This window comes from Pseudomonas sp. BLCC-B112 (assembly GCF_028550695.1).
Classification (GTDB): Bacteria; Pseudomonadota; Gammaproteobacteria; order Pseudomonadales; family Pseudomonadaceae; genus Aquipseudomonas; species Aquipseudomonas danubii.
In genome coordinates, this window is record NZ_JAQQGK010000008.1 from 56,492 (window position 1) to 77,856 (window position 21,365).

Here is a 21,365-nt window from a genome sequence, read left to right on the forward strand (position 1 = left end):
GTAAGTGGTTACTTGTGTTCGGATTGCTGCTGGGGAGTGAGGCGCGGGGAGAGACGCCGAGCGAGCCGATCCTGCCGGTGCAGCCGGCGAAGATCAGTGATGTGGCCAAGGTGGAGTTGGGCAAGCAGCTGTTCTTCGACCCGCGCTTGTCCAAATCCGGTTTCATTTCCTGCAACTCCTGCCACAACCTGAGCATGGGCGGCAGCGACAACCTGCCCACCTCCATCGGCCACAACTGGCACCAAGGACCGATCAACTCGCCCACGGTGCTCAACTCTGGGCTGAGTTTTGCCCAGTACTGGGATGGCCGTGCGGCGACGCTGCAGGAGCAGGCCAGCGGCCCGATCACCAACCCGGGGGAGATGGGTTTTACCCATGACCTGGCGGTGGACGTACTGCGTTCCATTCCCCAGTACCGGGCTTCGTTCAAGCGTGTGTATGGCAACGATGAGATCAGGTTCGAAGACGCCACCAACGCCATTGCCGCCTTCGAAGACACCCTGGTGACGCCCAACGCGGCGTTCGACCGCTGGCTCAAGGGCGACAAGGCGGCCATCAGCCCGACTGCGCTCAAGGGCTACCAACTGTTCAAGTCCATCGGCTGCGTGGCCTGCCATAACGGCGAGGCGGTGGGCGGCGGCTCGTTTCAGAAAATGGGCATGATCGAACCCTACGTCACCCAGAACCCAGCCCAGGGCGTGGCCGGACTGACCGGCAAGGACGCCGACCGGATGCTGTTCAAGGTGCCGACCCTGCGCAACGTGGCGCTGACCTATCCCTACTTCCACGATGGTGCCTACTGGAAGCTAGAGGAGGCGGTTGACGTGATGGCCAGGCTGCAATTGGGGCGCAAGCTGGGCACTGAGGAAGTCGGCCAGATCGTGGCCTTCCTGGAAACCCTGACCGGCGATCAGCCGGACTTCAAATTACCGATGCTGCCGCCGTCATCGGCGCAGACACCGCGTCCGCAGCCGTTCAACTGACCTGGGTGGAAAAACCGCAGCGTGCTGCGGTTTTTCCGGAAAGGCCTAGTATGCGGCATTCAGGTCTGCCGGGAAGGGGACTCTGTTGTCATGAAAAAACGACTGGATAATAATGAGAGATATTATCATTAGCGACGGTCGATCATGGACGCAGGGGTCAAGGCTTCAATATCGCTGGAGATCGAAGATCTGTATGGCGCCCACCACGGCTGGTTGAAGGGCTGGTTGCGCAGCCGCACCGGCAACTGTGCCGATGCAGCAGACCTGGCCCAGGACACCTTCGTGCGGATGCTGTCGCTGCGCCAGTTGCCGGTATTGCGAGAGCCCCGTCATTACCTGGCGACCATCGCCCGCGGCCTGCTGATCGACAAGGTGCGCCGCAGAGTTCTGGAACAGGCCTATCTGGAGGCTTTGGCGGCACGTCCGGAGCCCCAGGACATTTCTCCTGAAACCCATCATTTGATCATCGAGTCATTGCTGGCCATCGATGCCTTGCTCGATGGGCTGGGCACGCGCACCCGGCAGATTTTCCTCATGGTGCAGCTGGATGGCCTGAGCTATGTGCAGGTCGGGCGGCAGTTGGGAGTGTCGGTGACCACCGTCAAGAATCATCTGGGCAAGGCACTGCTGCAATGCATACAACTGATGGACGATTGAACGTGCCGTCGCCTCCTCTCCTGGACAAGGCCCACCTGCAGGCAGCGGTGGACTGGTACCTGATCCTCAACGATCAACAGGTCAGCGCGGCGCAGCAACAGGCCTGGCAGCAGTGGCTTGGCGCCGATGCGCAACATGCGCGAGCCTGGGCCCGGGTGCAAAGGCTGCAACAGCAGCTGCGTGGGGTCCCGCAGGATATTGCCTTGCCGGTCTTGTCGGAAATGGGCATCCAGCGTCGCCAGGGCCTCAAGGTACTGCTGCTGATGGCTGGCGGCTCGGCGTTGCTGGGCGGCTATCGGCTGTCTCCCTATAGCGCCGACTTCGCCACGCGCACCGGCCAGCGCCGGGAAGAACTGCTGGCCGACGGTACGCGGCTGCACCTCAATACCGATACTCGGGTCGACGTTGCCTACAGCCATGAAGAACGGCTGATCTTCCTGCGTCAGGGCGAGATCCAGGTCACTACTGCCGCAGACCGGGCCCCGGCGCGGCCTTTGCTGGTGGTAACCGCCCATGGCCGCATCCGGGCCCTGGGCACCCGTTTCGATGTGCGCCTGGACCCGGCCTTCAGCCGAGTCTCGGTTCAGCAACATGCTGTGGAGGTGCGCCTGAACGATGATCCGCAACATGCCCAGAGGGTCGCCGAAGGCCAGTCGCTGACCTTTGGCTCCGGGCAGATGGGTGCCCTGCGGGTGGCGGACAATGCCGAGAGTGCCTGGGTCCGGGGCCAGATGGTGGCGCTTGACTGGCGACTGGCGGATTTCATCCGTGAGCTGGGCCGTTACCGCCCTGGCTACCTGGGGTGTGCGGATGAAGTTGCGCAACTGCGGATCAGCGGCGCCTTCCGCCTGGATGATATCGATGGGGTGCTGGCCAACCTGCCATTGTCGTTGCCGGTGAGGGTGCGCCGGTTTTCCAGGTACTGGGTGCGTGTGCAAGCGTGACGGGCGAATGGTCGCTTGAAGAAAAATCGTCAATGCGCCTTGCCGATTCCGCCTGGCGTTCGGCTCATCAGTAGAGCGGTCAATCAGCCGCCTTTACTGCTATGGCATAGGACGCGTACATGAGCCACCGGAGTCGTTTCACCCAGGCCGCCCTGCGGCGCAGTTTCAATCGCACGGCGTTGAGCATCACCCTTGGCACGCTGCTGGCGGCCACCTGTGTTGCGCCGTTTGCCCTGGCCCAGGAGGCGGTGGGCGAAGCACAGGAATTCAACATTGCGCCAGGGGCACTGGGGACTGCACTCAGTGAGTTTGCCGCGGCCAGCGGGGTTACTCTGTCCTTTGGCTCCAGCCAGACCCAGGGGCTGGTTACCCAGGGGCTCAAGGGCCATTATTCCTTCAGTCAGGGCGTGGCGCAGCTGCTGGCCGGCAGTGGCTTGCAGCTGCGCCAGGAAGGCCCGGCGCGCTATACCCTGGTCAAGTTGCCGACGGGGGCGGCGTTGCATCTGGGGCCGACCCAGATCACCGGCGCGTCTCTGGGCACTACCACCGAAGACACCGGCTCCTACACCACCGGCGCCATGCAGACGGCTACCAAGCTGGCCCTGTCGATTCGCGAGACTCCACAGTCGGTGACCGTGGTCACCCGCCAGCGCATGGACGATCAGAACATGCAAAGCCTGGAGGATGTGCTCAAGAGTACCCCGGGCATTTCCATCACCAAGGACGGACCACAGCGACCGATTTTCTATTCGCGGGGTTTTGCCGTGCAGAACCTCATGGTCGATGGCCTGGCCAACGATATGTCCCATTACCTGAGCCGGGACATGAGCACTTCGGCCGACACTGCGATCTTCGATCGGGTCGAGGTCATGCGTGGCGCCGCCGGCCTGATGCAGGGGGCGGGCAGCCCTTCGGCGGCGATCAACATGGTGCGCAAGCGGCCCACTGCCGCCCCGCGCCTGAGCATCACGGCCAGTGCCGGTAGTTGGGACAATTATCGCAGCGAAATTGATGCCTCCAGTGCCCTCAATGACAGTGGCACGTTGCGTGGGCGCCTGGTGACTGCCTACCAGAGCAAGAACAGTTTCCAGGACGTGGCCGATGCCGAGCGTTCGGTGTTCTACGGCATTGCCGAGGCCGACTTGAATGACAACACCACGCTGACCGTGGGTGCTACCAATCAGGCGTCGCATAACACCACGACCTGGGGCGGGCTGCCTGCGGCGATTGACGGCCGGCACCTGCACCTGTCGCGCTCGGCCTACCTGGGCAGTGACTGGGAGTACTGGGACCAGAACAACGTCACGGCCTTTGGTCGCCTGGAGTACCGCTTCGACAACGGCTGGAAATTGTTGCTGTCGGCCAGCAAGTCCTGGTCCGACTTGCAGATGCTCGGTTCGATGACCGAGCGTTTCGGCACCGATTTCGACGAGTTCGGCCAGTACGTCGGTCAGTACCACTACAAGGATCAGCAAGACAGCTACGACCTCTTCGCTTCCGGGCCGTTTGCCCTGTTCGGGCGTGAGCATGAGCTGGTGGTGGGGGCCAGTCAGCGTGAGCTGGCCTTTCGCGGCAAGGGCAATTTCCAGGACAACGAGACGCGGACCAACATCTACCGTCCCGACCCCCATAGCGTGCCCAAGCCGCAGATGGACCTGGATTACTGGCGCCAGGAGCGCAACTCCGAGCTGAAGAGTTTCTACCTCACCTCACGTTTTAGCCTCGCCGAGCCCCTGACCCTGATTCTGGGTGGGCGCCTGGACTGGTACGACTACGATGTGGATACGCGCTTTGCCGGGGTGCGCACCGCCTCCAGCACCGACTACAAGGTCACCCGCAACCTCACTCGCTATGCGGGCATGGTCTATGACCTTGACGCCCATCACTCGGTGTATGCCAGCTACACCGATGTCTTTAGCCCACAAGCGGAAGTGGACAGCTCCGGTGGCTTGCTCAAGCCCGTAGTCGGTAAGAACTACGAGACGGGCATCAAGGGCGAATACTTCGAAGGGGCCCTGACCGCCAGCGCTGCGGTGTTCAGGATCGACCAGGTGAATCGCGCCAAGCAGGTGGTCAGCGCTCAGTGCTCCAGCCTGCAGTGCTACGAAGCCAGCGGCGAGGTGCGCAGCGAAGGTATCGAGCTTGAGGTCAACGGTGAGCTGGCGCCGGGCTGGGAGCTGGGGGCGGGCTACACCTATGCCCAGGCCAAGTATCGCAAGGATGGCAACGAGGACAATGTCGGCCGCCTGTTCGACACCGATATTCCACGTCACGTGTTCAAGGCCTTTACCACTTACCAACTGCCGGGAGATTTGCATCGTTGGACTGTGGGCGGGGGGCTCTATAGCCAGAACCGGATCTACAACAAGGATGTGAATTTCTACGACTCGGGTACGCCGATGTACGTCGAACAGAAAGGCTATGCCCTGGTGGACCTGATGACTCGCTATCGGGCGTCCGAACATCTTGAGTTTCGGCTTAACCTGAACAACGTCTTCGACAAGAAGTACTACCAGAGCATCAGCACCAATACCTACTACGGCAATGACATCTATGGTGAACCGCGCAATGCCATGGTGACGGTGCGATGGTCGCTGTAGCGGGCCATGGCTCGAATGGAGCCATGGCCGCCCCTGTGCGGGGCTGTGTGTTGCGTGGTTAGTCTTTCACCTGCCAGGCGTTAGCTCCGGCCGCGGCCTTGAACTTGGCGCGGTTTTCCGCGGTGGCTGGCGGTTCGGAATCGCCGAAGATCGCTTTCAGCCAGTGGCCGTCGGTGGGGTTGGGGAAGAGGATGAACTTGCGCCCGAATTGTTCCTTGTCATCGGTCATCAGGCTGCTGCGCTGTTTGACGTCGGCCACGTAGTACTTGCGTTTGAAGTCGTTGAGGTTGTCACCCAGCATCAGCACCACGTTGTGGTCCTTGGCGATTTCCTGCTGCCGCGGCTCTTTGTTGGAGCTGTCGCGGTACACCGTCAGGTGCTGGTCATCGGCATAGGGCAGTTGGTTCTTGCGCAGGTTGGCCAGGGCGTATTCGTATGTCTTTTCGCCCTGGTCGCGGCTGGTGACGTAGAACACCTCGACGCCTTTGGATTGGGCGTACTTGAGGAATTCCACCGCCCCCGGAGTGGCCACAGGGCCATTGTCCGCGACCCACTTGTCCCAGGCCTCGTCATCGAAGAACTCTTTGCCCGAATTGATCATGTAGCCCCAGTAGCTGTTGCTGCTGAGCACGGTGTCGTCGACGTCGCTGATGATCGCCAGCGGCCGGTCGCCGGCCTTGTGTTCTTGCAGGGCGCGGTCCAGTTGCAGGCGGGCAATGTTGAAGCCCTGGTAGTACAGCGCCTCGAATTCGGCGGCGGTCTGTTTCCAGGCGACGGCGGCGGTCAGCAGATTGGAGAGCGGGGTAGAGGCCTGTTCGGCGAAGGCTGGGGTACAGGTGATTGCCAGGAGCGAGAACAGCCAGGGGGCGACTGAAGTCCTGTGGTTTTTTATTGTCATTATCGAGCCCTTGAAGTGAGGATTGCGCAGCTCTCACACACACTGCCCCGGTGTTCTATCTCACCCCGGGCGGGGGCTCAATGCAGGTGTCGCGTTTGTGGATCAATGCGGCGTAATCTCCGGCACTTTTCTGCGGGCATAAAAAAACGGCTTACCTTGCGGTAAGCCGTTTTTAGTACTTGGTGGCTACACAGGGACTTGAACCCCGGACCCCAGCATTATGAATGCTATGCTCTAACCAACTGAGCTATGTAGCCAAGTGGCGCGCATTATTCGCGCAGAACGACAATGCGTCAAGCGTTTTTATAAAAAAATTATCTACGCTATCAACCGTTTATCCCTTCCCCTCCGAAATCAGCGGCGACGGGCAGCGCTGGAACCAGCGGCTGGCCTGTTCGTAGGCGTGGGCCAGTTGCAGGACGGCGAAGTCGGCCTGGTGTTTGCCGATGATCTGCAAACCCATGGGCAGGCCTTCGGCATTGAAGCCGGCCTGGACACTGGCCACCGGACAGCCGGACAAGGTGCCGGGAATCACCACCTCCATCCAGCGGTGATAGGTGTCCATGGCCACGCCTTCGATGCTGCGCGGCCAGGGGGTGTGCTTGTCGAAGGGGAAGACCTGGGCGCTGGGCAGCAGCAGGTAGTCGAAGCGCTCGAACAGCTTTGAAATGGCGCGGTACCAGTCGCTGCGGATCACTGAGGCTTCGAATACCTGACTGGCGGAGAGCTTGAGGCCGCTCTCCACTTCCCAGATGGCCTCGTCCTTGAGCAGTGTGCGTTTCTGTGGATCGGCATAGGTGCTGCCCAGGGACCCGGCGACCATCCAGTGGCGTAGGGTGCGCCAACTGCTCCACAGGCGCTCGGGGGCGAAGTTCGGGCTGGCCGGTTCGACGCTGCAGCCCAGGCTGCGGAAATCGCCCAAGGCTTTTTCGCAGAGTTGCAGCAGGCCCTTTTCCATCGGCAGGTAACCGTTGAAGTCCCCCAGCCAACCCAGGCGCGTGCCCTTGAAGTCGCGCTCCAGTGGCGCGGCGAAGCCCTGGCCGGATTCGGCGATGGACAGCGGTGCTCGGGCGTCACCGCCGGCCTGCACCGATAACAGCAGGGCTGCGTCGCGCACGCTGCGGGCCATGGGGCCTTCGTAGCCGAGCTGGTCGATGAACAGGTCGCTGCTGTCGTCGAACGGCACCCGGCCCTGGGACGGTCGGAAGCCGAAGATGTTGTTGAAGGCCGCCGGGTTGCGCAGCGAGCCCATCATGTCGCTGCCGTCGGCCACCGGCACCAGGTGCAGGGCCAGGGCTGCGGCGGCGCCGCCACTGCTGCCGCCAGCGGTCTTGCTCGGGTCATAGGCACAGCCGGTGGCGCCGAACAGCGGGTTGTAGGTCTGCGAGCCGAGGCCGAATTCCGGGGTGTTGCTCTTGCCGATAATGATCGCCCCGGCAGCCTTGATCCGTTCCACCATGATGCCGTCGCGCTCGGGGATGAAGTCCCGGTACAGCGGCGAACCCAGGGTGGTGCGGATGCCCTGGGTCAGGGACAGGTCCTTGATCGCGTGGGGTAGGCCGTGCATCCAGCCGCGATAGTCGCCACGGGCCAGTTCGGCGTCGCGCTGCTCGGCCTGGGCCAGCAGGCTGTCGGCCGGTTGCAGGCTGACCAGGGCATTGACCTTGGGGTTGTAGCGTTCGATGTGGGCAAGGTAGGTCTGCATCACTTCCCGACAGGAAACCTGACGCAGGCGGATACGCTCGGCGAGTTCATGGGCCTGGAGCAGGACCAGTTCGCTGGGGGGATTGGCGTTCATGGCAGGGGGCCTTTCAAACGGCTTTAGAAACGCCCCGGTATCCAGGCCGGGGCGGCAGAAGTCAATGCAGCTCAGCGCATCAGGTTGGTCCACAGGCGGTCGGCGAGGCGGATCGCGCCTTCGCCGCAGGTCTGGCTGAAGACCACCTTGGTGCCCTCGGGAATGTGCAGCTCGGGGGCATCCTTCAACCCGGCATCGAGGAAGGGTTCGACGCCCTTGATCGGGCTCTGGTGCTTGAGAAAGTTCTGGGTCATGGCGGCGTTCTCAGGCTGGCTGAGGAAGGCAATGAAAGCCTTGGCGTTCGCCGGGTGCTTGCTGCCCTTGGGGATGACCATGTTGTCCACCCAGGCCAGCACGCCTTCTTTAGGATAGAGGTACTTCAGGCCGGGCTTCATCTCCCGGGCACGCATCGACGAGCCGCCCCAGAACATCGACATGTCGATTTCCCCGGCCGCCAGGTTCTCGCGGATAGCCCCGGCCTTGGAGCTGTAGGTCTTGACGAAGGGCTTCTGCGCCTTGAGCAGGCCAAGGATCTGCTGCATCTGCTTGGGGTCTTCGCTGCACAGCGGAATGTTCAGGTACAGGCTGGCCATGTCGATCACTTCGCTCACCGAGTCGAACATGTTGATCCGCCCCTGCAGCTCCGCTGGCGGTTCGTAGAGCGCCTTGTAGCTGTCGCTCGGGCCTGTGTAGCGTTCGCCGTTGAGCACCACGCTGGTGGTGCCCCAGATGAAGGGCACCGAGTAGGCGCCTTCAGGGTCCCAGGTCGGCTTTTTCAGGTTGTCGACCACGCCGGCGTAGTAGGGCTGCTGGGCCGGATCGAAGCGTTCCAGCAACTGCTCCTGGATCAGGATCGGAATGAACTGGTGGGACGGGATCGCCACGTCATAACCGGTGCCGCCCTGTTTCAGCTTGGCCAGCAGGGTTTCGTTGGAATCGTAGGAGTCCACCGTGACCTCGATGCCGGTCTGCTTCTGGAACTTGGCGAGAATTTCCGGCGAAAAATAGCCGCTCCAGCTCACGACGTTGAGTTTCTCGGCGGCCTGTACCGCCAGTGGCAGGCTCAGCAGCAGCGAGGTTCCCAGACTTGCGATCAACTTGCTCATGGTATTTCCCCAAGGTCAGTGGACGGTTCAAGGGTGTTTCTTGCTCAACAGGTAAGAGAGGCTGACGAACAGCACCGAGACGCCGAGGATCAGCGTCGACACGGCGTTGACGTCGGGTGTCACGCCCATGCGCAACAGGCCGAAGATGAAGATCGGCAGGGTGGTGGTGCCCGCCTGGGACACCATCATCGAGATCACGAAGTTATCCAGGGAGACGATGAAGGCCAGCATCAGCCCGGAGACGATCCCCGGCATCAGCAGCGGCAGGGTCACCTTGCGAAAGGTGCGCCAGGGGCCGGCGTACAGGTCCGCCGCGGCATGCTCCAGGGACAGGTCCATGTCGTTGAGGCGGGCGCGGATCGGCAGGTAGGCGAAGGGGATGCAGAACACCGTGTGGGCGATGATCAGGTTGCCGTAGCCCAGGGACAGCCCCAGCGTCGAGAACAGCGCCAGGGTGGCCACGCCGACGACGATTTCCGGCAGCACCAGGGGCAGCATGATGGCGCCCATGGACAGTTGCAGGCCCTTGAACTTCGCTCCGCGTGAGGTGCCCAGGGCTGCCAGGGTGGCGATGGCGGTGGCTGCCATGCTGGCGCACACGGCAATCAGCAGGCTGTTGCCCGCCGCCTGGCGCAGGGCCTGGTTGGCAAACGCCGCGCGATACCAGTCGAGGCTGAAACCGCTCCACACAGTGGCCGACTGGTTGGCGTTGAAGGAGAACACCACCAGCACCAGGATTGGCGCGTAGAGGTACAGGTAGAACAGGAAGCTGAAGCCGCCGAAGCCGGGAAAGTCCTGAACACCGAGGCCGTTGCGTTTGAACAGGCGGATCATCATGCGCCCTCCTGAAGGGTTCGCTGGCGCTGGGCGCGCAAGGCGTAGACGGTCAGTGCCAGCATCACTGCGGCCATCAGCACCAGGGACAGGGCCGCGCCGAAGGGCCAGTTACGGGCGTCGCTGAACTGCCGGAAAATCAGGTTGCCGAGCATCATCCGGGTGCCGCCGCCGAGCAGTTCAGGGGCGATCATCGCCCCCAGGCAGGGCACAAAAGTCAGGATCGCCCCGGCGAAAATCCCCGGCTTGGCGATTGGCAGCACCACTTTGCGCAAGGTGCGCCAGCGTCCGGCGTAGAGGTCCTGGGCCGCCTCCAACAGGCGGATGTCCATCTTTTCCAGGGTGGCGTAGATCGGCAGCACCACGAAGGGCGCGTAGGTGTAGACCAGCCCCAGCAGCACCGCGCCGTCGGTGTACAGCAACTGCAACGGCTCGTGGATGACCCCCAGGCCCATCAGGCTGTTGTTGATCACCCCGGTGTTGCGCAGCAGCAGAATCCAGGCGTAGGTGCGGATCAGCAGGTTGGCCCAGAACGGCACGGTGATCAGGAAGATCAGCAAGCCCCGGCGCTGCACTGGTTGCATGGCCAGCCACACCGCCACCGGAAAACCGATCAGCAGGGTGATGAGGGTGGTCAGCCCGGCAATGCCGATGGAGCGCAGGGCGATCAGCAGGTAGGAGTCGGCGAAGGCCAGGCTGTCATCCAGTTGCCGTTCGAACAGCAGGGAGGTGTAGGCGTCGCTGCTGAAGACCTGGTTCACCCCGCCGTAGGGGTTGGCTTCCATCAGCGAGTAACCGATGACGATGAGGATCGGCACGATCAGGAACAGGCCGATGGCAATCAGCGCCGGGCTGACTCCGAGAACGCTGCGCAAGGCCTTGCGCCGTTCCAGGTGCTGGGAAATCGATGAGGCGTGCATGGCGAATCCTCGTGGTCAATCCAGCAGGACGCTGGCGCTGCCGCGTTCGAACACCAGCCCGGCGTGGCTGCCCACGCTCAGGCGCGGATGGTGTTCGAGGCTGTTGGGCGCACGCACGGTGAGGCGCATGCCGTCGCCAAGGCTGACCTGGTATTGCAGGTCGGTGCCCAGGTAGATCTGCGCCTCGATGCGGCACGCCAGGGCGCCTTCCACGGCGTCGCTACGCAGGTGCAGGCGCTCCGGGCGCACGGACAGGGTGACCTGCTGGCCGACTTTGACCGTGTTGCAGGGTTGCGCCGGCAGTGCCTCTCCGGCGGGACCGCTAAACCAGGCCAGGCCGGCTTCGACGCGGCTGACGGTGGCCTGGATGAAGTTGGTTTCACCGATAAAGTCGGCGACGAAGCGATTACGCGGTTGCTCGTAGATCTCTTCCGGGCGACCCACTTGCTGCACTTCGCCTTCGGAGAGCACGGCGATGCGGTCGGACAGGGTCAGGGCTTCTTCCTGGTCATGGGTGACGAAGATGAAGGTGATGCCGGTCTTGGCCTGGATCGCCTTGAGTTCTTCGCGCATGGCCTGGCGCAGCTTGAGGTCCAGGGCCGACAGCGGTTCGTCCAGCAACAGCACCTTGGGGTGGGGCGCCAGGGCCCGGGCCAGGGCGATGCGTTGCTGCTGGCCGCCGGAGAGCTGGTTGGGCTTGCGCCCGGCGAAGCGCTCCATCTGCACCAGGGCCAGCATCTCGCGCACCCGCTCGGCGATCTGCGCCTTGCTCAGCACCTGGCCCATGGGCCGCGATTCCAGGCCGAAGGCCAGGTTCTCGGCCAGGGTCATGTGGGGGAACAGGGCGTAATGCTGGAACACGGTGTTCACCGGGCGCTCGAAGGGCGGCCGCTCGGCGATGTTCTCGCCGTAGAGGAGGATCTCGCCCTGGGTCGGAAATTCGAACCCGGCGATCATCCGCAACAGGGTGGTCTTGCCGCAGCCAGAGGGGCCGAGGAGGGTGAAGAATTCGTTGTCGCGGATGTCCAGGTCGATGTGCTTCAGGGCCACCGGGCCGCTGTGTGGATCGCCGTAGACCTTGCGCACCGAGCGGATGGACACCGCCAGTGTTTGCAGCGCATGCAGGGCATTCATGCCTTACCTCCGATTCCCCCATGGGCTGTCGCGCAGGCCATGGATATTGTTTTTCTTGGGCAGGATCGAGATGTGTTCGGATGCGTGAAAAGCCTGTTTTTACGGGCTTTGCGCGGGTTCTTATTGTTCTGCTGGGGCTGATTATCAGTGAGGGGTTGCGGGGGCGAAACATCAATTTTAACATACCAGCTGTTAAATAATTTAATAGCAGAGAGCGTGCAAAACCATGGCCGAACAGCGTTTGCCACCGTTGAATGCGGTGCGGGCTTTTGATGCCGCGGCCCGCCTGGGCAGCTATGTCGAAGCCTCCAAGTCGCTGCATGTCACCCAGCCGGCCATCGGCCGCCATGTGAAGTTGCTGGAGGATTGGCTCGGGTTGCAGTTGTTCGAACGCACCTCGCGCGGGGTGATCCTGACCCCGGCGGGGGAGAAGTACCACCGCAAGATCGCCGCCGCCCTGCAACTGATCATCGAGGCCGGTCGCGAAGCCCAGCCCAAGGCCGCCGAGCGCTGGCTGCGGATCATGGTGGTGCCGGGTTTTGCCAAGCGCTGGCTGACCCCGCGCCTGGAGGCGCTGCGCCATGTGCGTCCGGGTTTGAAGTTCGCCATCGAGCCGAACTCCACCTTCACCGAAGTCGACGCCAAGAGCGCCGACCTGGGTATCGCCTATGGCCTGGACGGGCAGTATGCCGAGTCGCGGGTCAGCCTGATCTGTCCTCGGGTGTTTCCGATTTGCACCCCGGCTTACCTGGCCGGCATCGAGCCGATCAAGGGCCCGGCGGATCTGGCCCGCCACGAGTTGATTCATTTCGATGACGGTGAGTGGTGGAACCTGTGGTTTGCCGCCAATGGTCTGGATATCCAGCTCAGCTCCGATCTGATCTATGTGAACAACGATCACGCCCTGTCGGTGGCCGAAAGCGGCGGCGGCATTGCCCTGGCCAATGAAGTGCTGGTGCGCGAGGAGCTCAAGGCCGGCACCCTGGTACGGGTGCTGGAGGATCAGGTGAAGCTGGAAAGCTACCGGGTGCTGACCCCGGCCACTGAATGGTCGCAGGACGTGGAGTGGTTCATCCAATGGCTCAAGGCCGAGCTTGAAGCGGACTTCCCCGAGGCGCGGATAGTGGGTCGTTAGCAAGCTAATGGGATGGCGTGTGCGCAGCAAAAAATGGCACATTGGCGCACCTGCCCCTGTGCACCCACCCGTTGTACGGAAAATCCTATGGCTAGCAGCAACCCTCAGACCGTCGCAACGACGGCATCTCCCGCTTCGCAAAGCAGTCCACTGGTCCTGCGCATCATTGGTGCGGTGGCCCTGGCTCACTTGATCAACGACCTGATCCAGGCGGTGCTGCCGGCGATCTACCCGATGCTCAAGGACAACTACGGCCTGACCTTCACCCAGGTCGGCCTGATCACCCTGACCTTTCAGCTCACCGCTTCCCTGCTGCAACCCTGGGTTGGTTTTTACACCGATCGACGGCCTCTGCCGTTCCTGTTGCCAGCGGGCATGATCTGCACCCTGATCGGCATTTTGATGATGTCCCAGGTCGGCAGCTTTGCCTTGATCCTGCTGGCGGCTGCATTGATCGGCATTGGCTCCTCGACCTTCCACCCGGAAGCTTCGCGGGTCGCCCGGCTGGCTTCAGGCGGGCGCTACGGTCTGGCGCAGTCGAGCTTCCAGGTGGGTGGTAATGCCGGCACCGCGTTCGGCCCCTTGCTGGCCGCGGCGATCATCATTCCCTACGGCCAGGGCAATGTGGCCTGGTTCGGTCTGTTCGCGCTGTTTGCCCTGGTGGTGCTCTACGCCATCAGCCGCTGGTACGCCAACCATCTGCGCCTGCACAAGCTCAAGCAGGGCCAGGCGGCGACCCATGGTCTGTCGAGGAACCGGGTGATCAGCGCCCTGGTGGTCCTCGGGCTGCTGGTGTTCTCCAAGTATTTCTACATGGCCAGCTTCACCAGCTATTTCACCTTCTACCTGATCGAGAAATTCGACCTATCGGTGGCCAGTTCGCAACTGCACCTGTTCCTGTTTCTCGGTGCGGTGGCGGCGGGGACCTTCTTCGGTGGGCCGATCGGCGACAAGATCGGGCGCAAGGCGGTGATCTGGTTCTCGATCCTCGGGGTGGCGCCGTTCACCCTGCTGCTGCCCCATGTCGACCTGTTCTGGACCAGCGTCCTCAGCGTGGTGATCGGCTTCATCTTGGCCTCGGCGTTCTCCGCCATCGTGGTCTACGCCCAGGAACTGGTGCCGGGCAACGTCGGCATGATCGCCGGGGTGTTCTTCGGTTTGATGTTCGGTTTCGGCGGGATCGGCGCGGCGCTGCTGGGGCACCTGGCGGACCTCCATGGCATCGAGTACGTGTACTTCCTGTGCTCGTTCCTGCCGCTGTTCGGAGTGCTGGCGATCTTCCTGCCACGTACCCGCAAAGCCTGACGCGCGGTTGTTCGACGCGTAAAAAAACGCCCGGGGCCATGCTCCGGGCGTTTTCGTTTCAGCGTAGTGCTAGTTGAGGCGTCGCTGCCTGCGGCCTCAGTGCAGGCTTTTCAGGTAGGCAATCAGGTGTTGCCGGCTCTGCGGGTCGGCCTGGCCGGGAAACATCATCTTGTTGCCCGGTACCAGGGTCGCCGGGTTGCTCAACCAGCGCTCCAGCGTGGCGTCGTTCCAGTGCAGGCCTGCGCCTTGCAGGGCACTGGAATAGCTGAAGCCCTGGGCCTGGCCGCTGGCCCGGCCGAACACGCCTTGCAGGCTGGGGCCCATCAGGTGCTTGCCGTTCTCGACGCTGTGGCAGAAGCCGCATTGAGCGCTGAACAGAGTCTTGCCGAGGACCGCATCGCCGTCGGCCAGGGCCAGGGGGGCAGCCAGCAACAGGGCGTGAGCTGCTAGCAGTGGGGTGTACTTCATGGATTTTCCTGTGCTTCAAAGGGCCCCGTGGCGCCAGGCCGACGGGGCGTGTGTGCGATTTAGAAGGGGTTGGCCAGATCGATCCCGGACTTGCCCGGGGCGAGGATGTTGTTCGGGTCCAGGGCGCGCTTGATGGCGTGCTCGACCTTGCGCTTGACCGGGCCGTAGCTCTGCGCCACCCGCTCCTGGAAGGCGGTGTTGACCCGGTACACGGCATAACCGTGCTGCTCGAACACATCCAGCAGTTCGGCGAAGCAGGCGTGGGCGCGCAGGGTTTCCTCCGGGTTGCTGCGGTCGTACAGCACGTCGATCACGTGGTGCATGTCGCGCCAGCCGACGATGAATTCGCCGACATAGTCCAGGCCGTGCTTGTTGAGGACCTGCTTGGCCAGGGCCTGCTGCTTGTTGCACTCGCTGCCGCGGGCCTGGCTCACCGGGGCGAACCACATCGAGCCACCGCCGCCGCGCCAGTTGTACAGGCCGAACTCCTGCAGGTTGGGCACCCCGGACATCAGTTGCGAGCGGTACAGGAACGGTTGTGTGTTGCCCGCTTCTTCCTGGGTGACGATGCGTCCCTTGCCCAGGGCCTTGAGGGCCTGGTTGACGATCTTCCAGTTGACGTCCACTTGCTCCTGGGTGCCGTACAGGGCGGCGTAGACGTTCCAGGCACCGAGGTTCTTGTCCTTCTGGATCTGCTTGAGGATGGCCTCGGAGGTGGCCCCCGGCTCGCTGGTGTAGTCGGAGCGGCGGGTGTTGCAGGTGGCCGCTTCCCACAACACGCCGGCGATCACCACCGAGTTGGGAATCACCTGGGCGATGCGCAGCGGGCGGATGAATTCGACGATCTCGGCAATGTCCGACTCGTTCTCGAACTTGATCTCGAACGGCTTGAACACCGGCGGCTTGGGCATCAGCCAGAAGCCCATCTTGGTGCAGATACCGTAGTTGGCCTGGGTGAACATGCCATCCAGGGTCGGGCCGTAGCCCCACTTGAACACTTGCCAGGCGTTGTCGCCTTTGACCCCGCCCATGCCGGTGCGATAGACGTCGCCGTTGGCCAGCACCACTTCCATGCCGCACTGCATGAGGAAATGTTCGCCGTAGGGGGTGTAGCCGACGCCGCGGTCCATGGTGTTGCCCAGGGGACCGGCGATGGCCGAGGGCGCCGAGAAGGACAGCATCAGCGGCAGGTTGTGCTCCTGGATGTAGTCGTAGAGCTGCTGGTAGGTGACCCCGGGCTCCACCAGTGCGGTGCACAGCTGCGGGTCGACGTGGAGAATCTTGTTCATTTTCTTCAGGTCGAGAATCACCTGGCCGCGCTGGCCGGGGGCGGCCGAACCGTAGCCGAAGTTGCGTCCGGTGGAGATGGTCCAGACCGGGATCTTGTGTTCGTTGCAGATCTTCACCACCCCCTGCACCTGCTCGACGCTGGTGGCGGTGACCGCGGCCGAAGGCATGTGCTCGGCGGTGTCCACCGCCATCATGATCTTGCTGTAGGGCACCAGTTGGTCGTCCTTGACCAGGACGTTCTCGTCCCCCAGCAATGCTCGGAACTGGGCGATGGCTTTATTGAAGTGGGCCGCATTCACGCCCCGGGGCAGCAGTGGCTTCTGGGTTTGCTCAGTCATGGGATCAGCTCCTTCAAGCCTCGATCGAAAACGAAACGAAATGGCCGCTCAGCGGCGTGGCCCGTGGGCTGGCCAAAGGCGCCTGGCCGAGGCGGCCGCGGGTCAGTTCGGCCAGGCTGTAGCCGAGGATGGCGGCCCATTGTTCGGCGCTGCGCGGATCGCGGGCGCGAGCGCCGGCCTGGAACGCCGGCTGTGCCAGCAGGCGTTGTTCGCTGAGGCTGAAACCGGCGCCACAGGCGTTCAGTTGCAGGCCCAGTTGCAGGGCGCAGCCATGGGCGGCGGCGGTGCCCAGCAGTTGGTGGCGCGAGCTCCGGGCATCGCTGTGGTGCTGGCCGAGCCATTGCACCCGGGCCCCGGCGCTACGGGCCTGGTCCAGCAGCAGGGCGGCGCTGGCGTCGTCCAGCAGGCCGATCAGGCGTTGTGGCCGGCCGCTGCCCAGGCGCTGCTGCAGCGCCTGGAGCGACGCCAGGTTGCCCTCCCAGCGCTGCACGCTGACCTGGCGCGCTACCGAGCTGGCGTTGATCCCCTGGACGAAAGCCGAGTCGGCGACGGCGGGGCTGACCAGGGCCAGGGTCGGTAGCCGTGGGCCGGTGGACGGGCCCAGCACGCTGTTGGCCAGGCCCAGGCCGGGGCCGGTCACCGCGACGCTGGCCAGGCCGCCCAGGGCCATGCCCTTGAGCAGTGAGCGACGTTCAATGTTCATGGGCGTCTCCTCAAGGTTGGGCGGCCGGGGCCGGGGCGTTGGAGATGTACTCGGCGACCTGCTGCAAGGCGTTGTCGTCGATGAACGATGCCGGGAAGGCCGGCATCGCGCGAAAGCCGTTGCGCACCACCGCGGTGATGTAGGGCGGCGGCAGTTGGCGCCCCTTGATCTGCGGGCCGACCTGCTTTTCGTGGCAGTGGCCGCAGACCTTGGCGTAGACGTTTTCACCGTTTTTCCAGACGCCGTCGCCATCGGCGGCGGCCGGACCGGCCAGCACCATCAGGGGCAGGGCCAGGCACAAGGCAAGGGTCCGCTGTGCAGCGGGGCTGTTGAGGAGCGAGGACATTGCGTACTCCGTATTGTTATGAGGTGACTCGGTTGATAAGCGCCCTGCTCAGAAGGGATAGGGACGTGGTGTGTGTTGCAGGGTGATCCAGTGGTCGGTGGTGAATTCGTCGATTGCCCAGTCGCCGTTGAAACGGCCCAGGCCGGAGTTCTTCTCGCCGCCAAAGGGCGCGTTGGGCTCATCGTTGACCGGCATGTCGTTGACGTGGCTCATCCCCGCTTGAAGGCGCTGGGCGAACTGCACGCCGCGCTCGGGGTTGGCGCTGAAGACCGCGCTGGACAGCCCGTATTCACTGGCATTGGCCAGCTCCAGGGCGTGCTCGGCATCCCGCGCGCTCTGGATGCCCACCAGGGGGCCGAAGATTTCTTCGCGGGCGATTTCCATGTCGGCGTGCACGTCGCCGAACACGTGGGGCGGCAGCACATTGCCCGAAGCCGGGCCCCCCGCCAGCAAGGTCGCGCCTTCGGCCAGGGCCAGGCGGATCTTGTCCTGCAGGCCGGCCAGTTGTTTGCTGTTGATCACCGGGCCGACCACCGTGGCCGCCAGACTCGGGTCGCCGTAGGGCAGGGCCTTGACCCGTTCGACAAAGCGCTGGGTAAAGGCCTGCAAAACCGGCTGCTCGACGATGATGCGGTTGATCGCCATGCAGATTTGCCCCTGATGCAGGAACTTGCCCACCACCGCGGCGTTCACCGCCTGCTCCAGGTCGGCATCGGCCAGGACCACGAACGGGCTGTTGCCCCCCAGCTCCAGGGCCACGTGCTTGAGGTGCTCGCCGCCACTGGCGATGCGCCCGATGTTGCGGCCGACCTGGGTCGAGCCGGTAAAGGAAATGAACGCCGGGACTGGGTGCTCGACAAAGGCGTCGCCGATTTCCGCCCCGGCGCCGACCACCACGCTGAGCACCCCGGCGGGCAGCCCGGCTTCCTCGAAGATCCGCGCCAGCAGCAGGCCGCCAGTCACCGGGGTGTCGCTGGCCGGCTTGACCACCACCGCGTTGCCCAGGGCCAGCGCCGGGGCCAGGGAGCGGGCGCTCAGGTGCAGGGGGAAGTTCCACGGGCTGATCACCCCGATCACCCCCAGCGGCTTGCGGTAGACGCGGCTTTCCTTGCCGGGGACGTTGGAGGCGACGATCCGCCCGTGCACCCGGCTGGGCAGGCTGGCGGCCTCGACGATGATGGCGCGGGCCGCGCCCCATTCGATCTGCGCCTTGATCCGCGTGCTGCCGGATTCGCGGATCAGCCAACCGATGATTTCTTCACGGCGTTCATCGAAGATCCGCGCGGCGTTGAGCAATACCTCGCTGCGTTGCGCCGGGCTGCTGGCGGCCCATTGGCCTTGGGTCTGGCGGGCCTTGGCATAGGCCTGATCCAGGTCCTGGCGGTTGGCCAGGCTGATCTGCAGCAGGCATTGCCCGGTGAACGGGTCGTAGACGGGTAGCTCCCGGCCGCTGCTGCCGGCTCGCCAGTCTGCGGCGATGGGTTGCAGTTCCAGGTGTTGATAGGCAGGTCGAGTCGCAGTCATGGGGTTCTCTCTGGTTCGTGGCCATGGCTCGGCTGTCAGCAATCAAGCCGATGGCGCGTGAGGGTGGGGATGGGGCCGTGACGACGGCGTCTCAGCCGAGGCGGGCAAGGTTGCGCAAGGAGCGCTCGTCCAGAGCCGGGGGGGAGGGCAGAGGAGGCGCAAGGCGGGCGGAAGGCATGGCAAGGTCACCTGTTGTGTTGTTATGGATGAGCATCTGCCTGTGCATAACAACTATCGTGCCACGCGCTTTTTTTTGAAAAATATCTTTTAAAAACAATTAGTTATTTGTTTGTTTCGGATTTTTGAGCGAGCCCGCCACGCGGCATCAGGCGCGGGCTGCGGAAATTTATGCAGAGAAGTCGCGAGGTTGTCGAAAGCTCGGCACTCCATGGGCGCTCGTGGAAACTGTGCGGTTATCGGCCAGAACTTGTGCAGCACCGACGGCGACGGGGGATGGCGATTGACCCGGAAAAGCGCCGGGGCATACTGCAAGGCCCCTGAACTGCCTGTTGATTGCCCATGACCCGTTCTCCTTCCAGCCAGCCCGGCCGTCCTGTGGATGAAGATTTCCTCAAGCAGATGCTGGGGCGGCACAAGCGCTTGATCGTCGATCGCGCCAGCCAGTTCGAGGCCAGCGGCCTGCCTTCGGCCGAGCAACTGGCCGAGACCGTGGCTTTTGCGCCCCAGGACGGCAGCATCTGGCTGTGCGGGCAGCGGATGATGCTGATGCAGGGTTCGGCGTTCGGCTCCATCCGGCGCGAATTGATCGAAGCCCTGGGCTTGGACAAAGCTCGTGGCCTGATCACCCGCATCGGCTGGCAGGCCGGCGCCCGGGACGCGGCCCAGGTCAGCGAGCAGTGGCCGGACGGCGACCACGCCAGCCTCTACAGCGCCGGGCCGCGCCTGCACATGCTCGAAGGCATGGTCAATGTCGAGGTGGTGCGCTTCGAGATCGACTCCAGCATCGGGCATTTCTATTCGGAGTTTCTGTGGCACAACTCGCTGGAGGATGACGAGCATATCGCCGCCTATGGCCTGGGCGGCGAGCCGGCCTGCTGGATGGAGATCGGCTATGCCAGCGGCTACGCTTCGTCGCTGTTGGGGCGGCTGGTGGTGTTTCGCGAGCTGGAGTGCCGCTCGATGGGCCAGCCGGCCTGCCGGATTGTCGGCAAACCGGCCCAGCAGTGGGACGACATCGATATCGACCTGATGTACCTCGACCCTGGGGATTTTCTCAGCCGCAGTGCCTATGCCACGGGGCAGGAGACTCAGGTCGCCGATCTGCCGGCGCCGTTGGGCGAGGGGCAACGAGTGGGCATCTCGGCGGCGTTCGTGGCCGCCAGCCAGTTGTTGCAGCGGGTGGCGCCGACCCAGGCCACGGTGCTGCTGACCGGGGAGTCGGGGGTGGGCAAGGAGTTGTTCGCGCGCCATCTGCACCAGGCCAGCGCCCGCCGGCACAAGCCGCTGGTGGCGCTGAACTGCGCGACCCTGCCGGAAAACCTGGTGGAGGCCGAACTGTTCGGGGTGGAGCGGGGGGCCTTTACCGGCGCCGATCGTTCGCGGCCCGGACGTTTTGAGCGGGCCCATGGCGGCACCCTGTTCCTCGATGAGATCGCCACCCTCAGCCTCTCGGCCCAGAGCAAGATCCTGCGTGCCTTGCAGGAAGGTGAGATCGAGCGGGTGGGCGCTACTGAGCCGATGCAGGTGGATGTGCGGGTGATTGCCGCGACCAACCTCGACCTGCGGCGCGAGGTGGAAGCCGGACGCTTTCGTGAGGACCTGTTCTATCGCCTGAATGTGTTTCCCATTCACCTGCCGCCCCTGCGTGAGCGACGCGAAGACATTCCGCTGTTGATGAGTTACTTCCTGCATCGCTTCAGCCAGCGTCACGGCCGTCAGTTGGCGGGTTTCAGCACGCGGCTGGTGAATGCGCTGCTGACCTATCGCTTCCCGGGCAATATCCGCGAGTTGCAGAACCTGATCGAGCGGGGCGTGATCGCCGCCAGCGACGGCGAAGTCATGGACGTGGTGCATCTGAGCGAGGCGGGGACGCCGCTGGCGGGCGCCGCCATCGGCCTCAACGCCGACGGCCGCCTGTCGCCAGCGGCGCTACGGGAAGCGGCCCAGCCCGTGGCCCCGGCCCGGGCAGATGAAGCCCCGGTCGAAGAGCCGGAACTGGCCAGCCTGCAAGCGTTTCTCACCGGGCGGGCACCGGCCCTGGGCACTTCGCTGGAAGAGATCGAACGGCGCCTGGTGCGTCTGGCCCTGGAGCGCTCCGGGGGCAATATCACCGCGGCGGCGCAGATGCTCGGCATGAGCCGGGCCCAGGTCAGCTATCGCCTCAAGGGCCGCTGAGCGGGCCCTCTCCTGCGCTTGGGCACG

Annotated in this window: 18 protein-coding genes and 1 tRNA gene; 7 read left to right on the forward strand and 12 right to left on the reverse strand. The window is 63.7% G+C overall.

Annotated features, from left to right (window positions below; translation table 11 throughout):
* The first annotated feature begins 14 nt into the window (after nucleotides 1-14).
* The 4 genes from PQT43_RS21160 (at nucleotide 15) to PQT43_RS21175 (ending at nucleotide 5,184) form a co-directional block, all read left to right on the forward strand.
* Entirely contained in the window at nucleotides 15-983 is a 969-nt protein-coding gene (locus PQT43_RS21160; RefSeq protein ID WP_272754540.1) for a cytochrome-c peroxidase, read from the forward strand.
* Between the two features lie 144 nt (nucleotides 984-1,127).
* On the forward strand, nucleotides 1,128-1,640 hold the full coding sequence (locus PQT43_RS21165; RefSeq protein WP_213665947.1) for a sigma-70 family RNA polymerase sigma factor: 513 nt from the start codon (nucleotides 1,128-1,130) through the stop codon (nucleotides 1,638-1,640).
* Between the two features lie 2 nt (nucleotides 1,641-1,642).
* Nucleotides 1,643-2,584 carry a FecR domain-containing protein gene (locus PQT43_RS21170; protein WP_253085007.1) on the forward strand — a complete coding sequence of 314 codons (942 nt, stop codon included), beginning with the start codon at nucleotides 1,643-1,645 and terminating at the stop codon, nucleotides 2,582-2,584.
* Between the two features lie 119 nt (nucleotides 2,585-2,703).
* Entirely contained in the window at nucleotides 2,704-5,184 is a 2,481-nt protein-coding gene (locus tag PQT43_RS21175) for a TonB-dependent siderophore receptor (protein ID WP_272754541.1), read from the forward strand.
* 58 nt (nucleotides 5,185-5,242) lie between these two features.
* Here PQT43_RS21175 and PQT43_RS21180 read toward each other — a convergent pair whose 3' ends face one another.
* From PQT43_RS21180 to PQT43_RS21210, 7 genes are all read right to left on the reverse strand, one after another.
* A complete protein-coding gene (locus PQT43_RS21180; RefSeq protein WP_267268899.1) occupies nucleotides 5,243-6,082 on the reverse strand; it encodes a 5'-nucleotidase, lipoprotein e(P4) family in 840 nt (279 codons plus the stop codon).
* A gap of 180 nt (nucleotides 6,083-6,262) precedes the next feature.
* A tRNA-Met gene (locus PQT43_RS21185) sits at nucleotides 6,263-6,339 on the reverse strand.
* 77 nt (nucleotides 6,340-6,416) lie between these two features.
* Nucleotides 6,417-7,880 carry an amidase gene (locus tag PQT43_RS21190; protein ID WP_253085004.1) on the reverse strand — a complete coding sequence of 488 codons (1,464 nt, stop codon included), beginning with the start codon at nucleotides 7,878-7,880 and terminating at the stop codon, nucleotides 6,417-6,419.
* Nucleotides 7,881-7,951: 71 nt separating this feature from the next.
* A complete protein-coding gene (locus tag PQT43_RS21195) occupies nucleotides 7,952-8,986 on the reverse strand; it encodes an ABC transporter substrate-binding protein (protein ID WP_267268897.1) in 1,035 nt (344 codons plus the stop codon).
* 27 nt (nucleotides 8,987-9,013) lie between these two features.
* Nucleotides 9,014-9,823 (reverse strand): ABC transporter permease, encoded by an 810-nt coding sequence (locus PQT43_RS21200; protein WP_110596322.1) that lies wholly within the window; start codon nucleotides 9,821-9,823, stop codon nucleotides 9,014-9,016.
* On the reverse strand, nucleotides 9,820-10,740 hold the full coding sequence (locus PQT43_RS21205; RefSeq protein WP_267268896.1) for an ABC transporter permease: 921 nt from the start codon (nucleotides 10,738-10,740) through the stop codon (nucleotides 9,820-9,822). The genes PQT43_RS21200 and PQT43_RS21205 overlap by 4 nt, the downstream gene beginning before the upstream one ends.
* A gap of 15 nt (nucleotides 10,741-10,755) precedes the next feature.
* Nucleotides 10,756-11,874: an ABC transporter ATP-binding protein gene (locus PQT43_RS21210; RefSeq protein WP_110596323.1), complete on the reverse strand. Its 1,119-nt coding sequence runs from the start codon at nucleotides 11,872-11,874 to the stop codon at nucleotides 10,756-10,758.
* Nucleotides 11,875-12,100: 226 nt separating this feature from the next.
* Here PQT43_RS21210 and PQT43_RS21215 point away from each other — a divergent pair, with 226 nt between their 5' ends.
* Nucleotides 12,101-13,009: a LysR substrate-binding domain-containing protein gene (locus PQT43_RS21215; RefSeq protein ID WP_272754543.1), complete on the forward strand. Its 909-nt coding sequence runs from the start codon at nucleotides 12,101-12,103 to the stop codon at nucleotides 13,007-13,009.
* 87 nt (nucleotides 13,010-13,096) lie between these two features.
* Complete coding sequence (locus PQT43_RS21220; RefSeq protein WP_123393968.1) at nucleotides 13,097-14,314, forward strand: MFS transporter; 1,218 nt, start codon at nucleotides 13,097-13,099, stop codon at nucleotides 14,312-14,314.
* Between the two features lie 96 nt (nucleotides 14,315-14,410).
* On the opposite strand, the gene PQT43_RS21225 is transcribed toward PQT43_RS21220, so the two are convergent.
* Genes PQT43_RS21225 through PQT43_RS21245 form a run of 5 tightly spaced genes read right to left on the reverse strand, consistent with a single transcriptional unit; the run spans nucleotide 14,411 to nucleotide 18,983 of the window.
* Nucleotides 14,411-14,782 (reverse strand): c-type cytochrome, encoded by a 372-nt coding sequence (locus PQT43_RS21225; RefSeq protein ID WP_102880925.1) that lies wholly within the window; start codon nucleotides 14,780-14,782, stop codon nucleotides 14,411-14,413.
* A 59-nt stretch (nucleotides 14,783-14,841) separates the two neighbouring features.
* On the reverse strand, nucleotides 14,842-16,410 hold the full coding sequence (locus PQT43_RS21230) for an FAD-binding oxidoreductase (protein ID WP_102880924.1): 1,569 nt from the start codon (nucleotides 16,408-16,410) through the stop codon (nucleotides 14,842-14,844).
* A gap of 13 nt (nucleotides 16,411-16,423) precedes the next feature.
* On the reverse strand, nucleotides 16,424-17,113 hold the full coding sequence (locus tag PQT43_RS21235; RefSeq protein WP_272754545.1) for a hypothetical protein: 690 nt from the start codon (nucleotides 17,111-17,113) through the stop codon (nucleotides 16,424-16,426).
* A gap of 10 nt (nucleotides 17,114-17,123) precedes the next feature.
* Nucleotides 17,124-17,459: a c-type cytochrome gene (locus PQT43_RS21240; protein ID WP_102880922.1), complete on the reverse strand. Its 336-nt coding sequence runs from the start codon at nucleotides 17,457-17,459 to the stop codon at nucleotides 17,124-17,126.
* A gap of 48 nt (nucleotides 17,460-17,507) precedes the next feature.
* Complete coding sequence (locus PQT43_RS21245) at nucleotides 17,508-18,983, reverse strand: aldehyde dehydrogenase family protein (RefSeq protein ID WP_110596326.1); 1,476 nt, start codon at nucleotides 18,981-18,983, stop codon at nucleotides 17,508-17,510.
* A gap of 519 nt (nucleotides 18,984-19,502) precedes the next feature.
* Between PQT43_RS21245 and PQT43_RS21250 the strand changes: the two genes are divergently transcribed.
* Nucleotides 19,503-21,338 carry a sigma-54-dependent Fis family transcriptional regulator gene (locus tag PQT43_RS21250; RefSeq protein WP_253085001.1) on the forward strand — a complete coding sequence of 612 codons (1,836 nt, stop codon included), beginning with the start codon at nucleotides 19,503-19,505 and terminating at the stop codon, nucleotides 21,336-21,338.
* The last annotated feature ends 27 nt before the right edge of the window (nucleotides 21,339-21,365 follow it).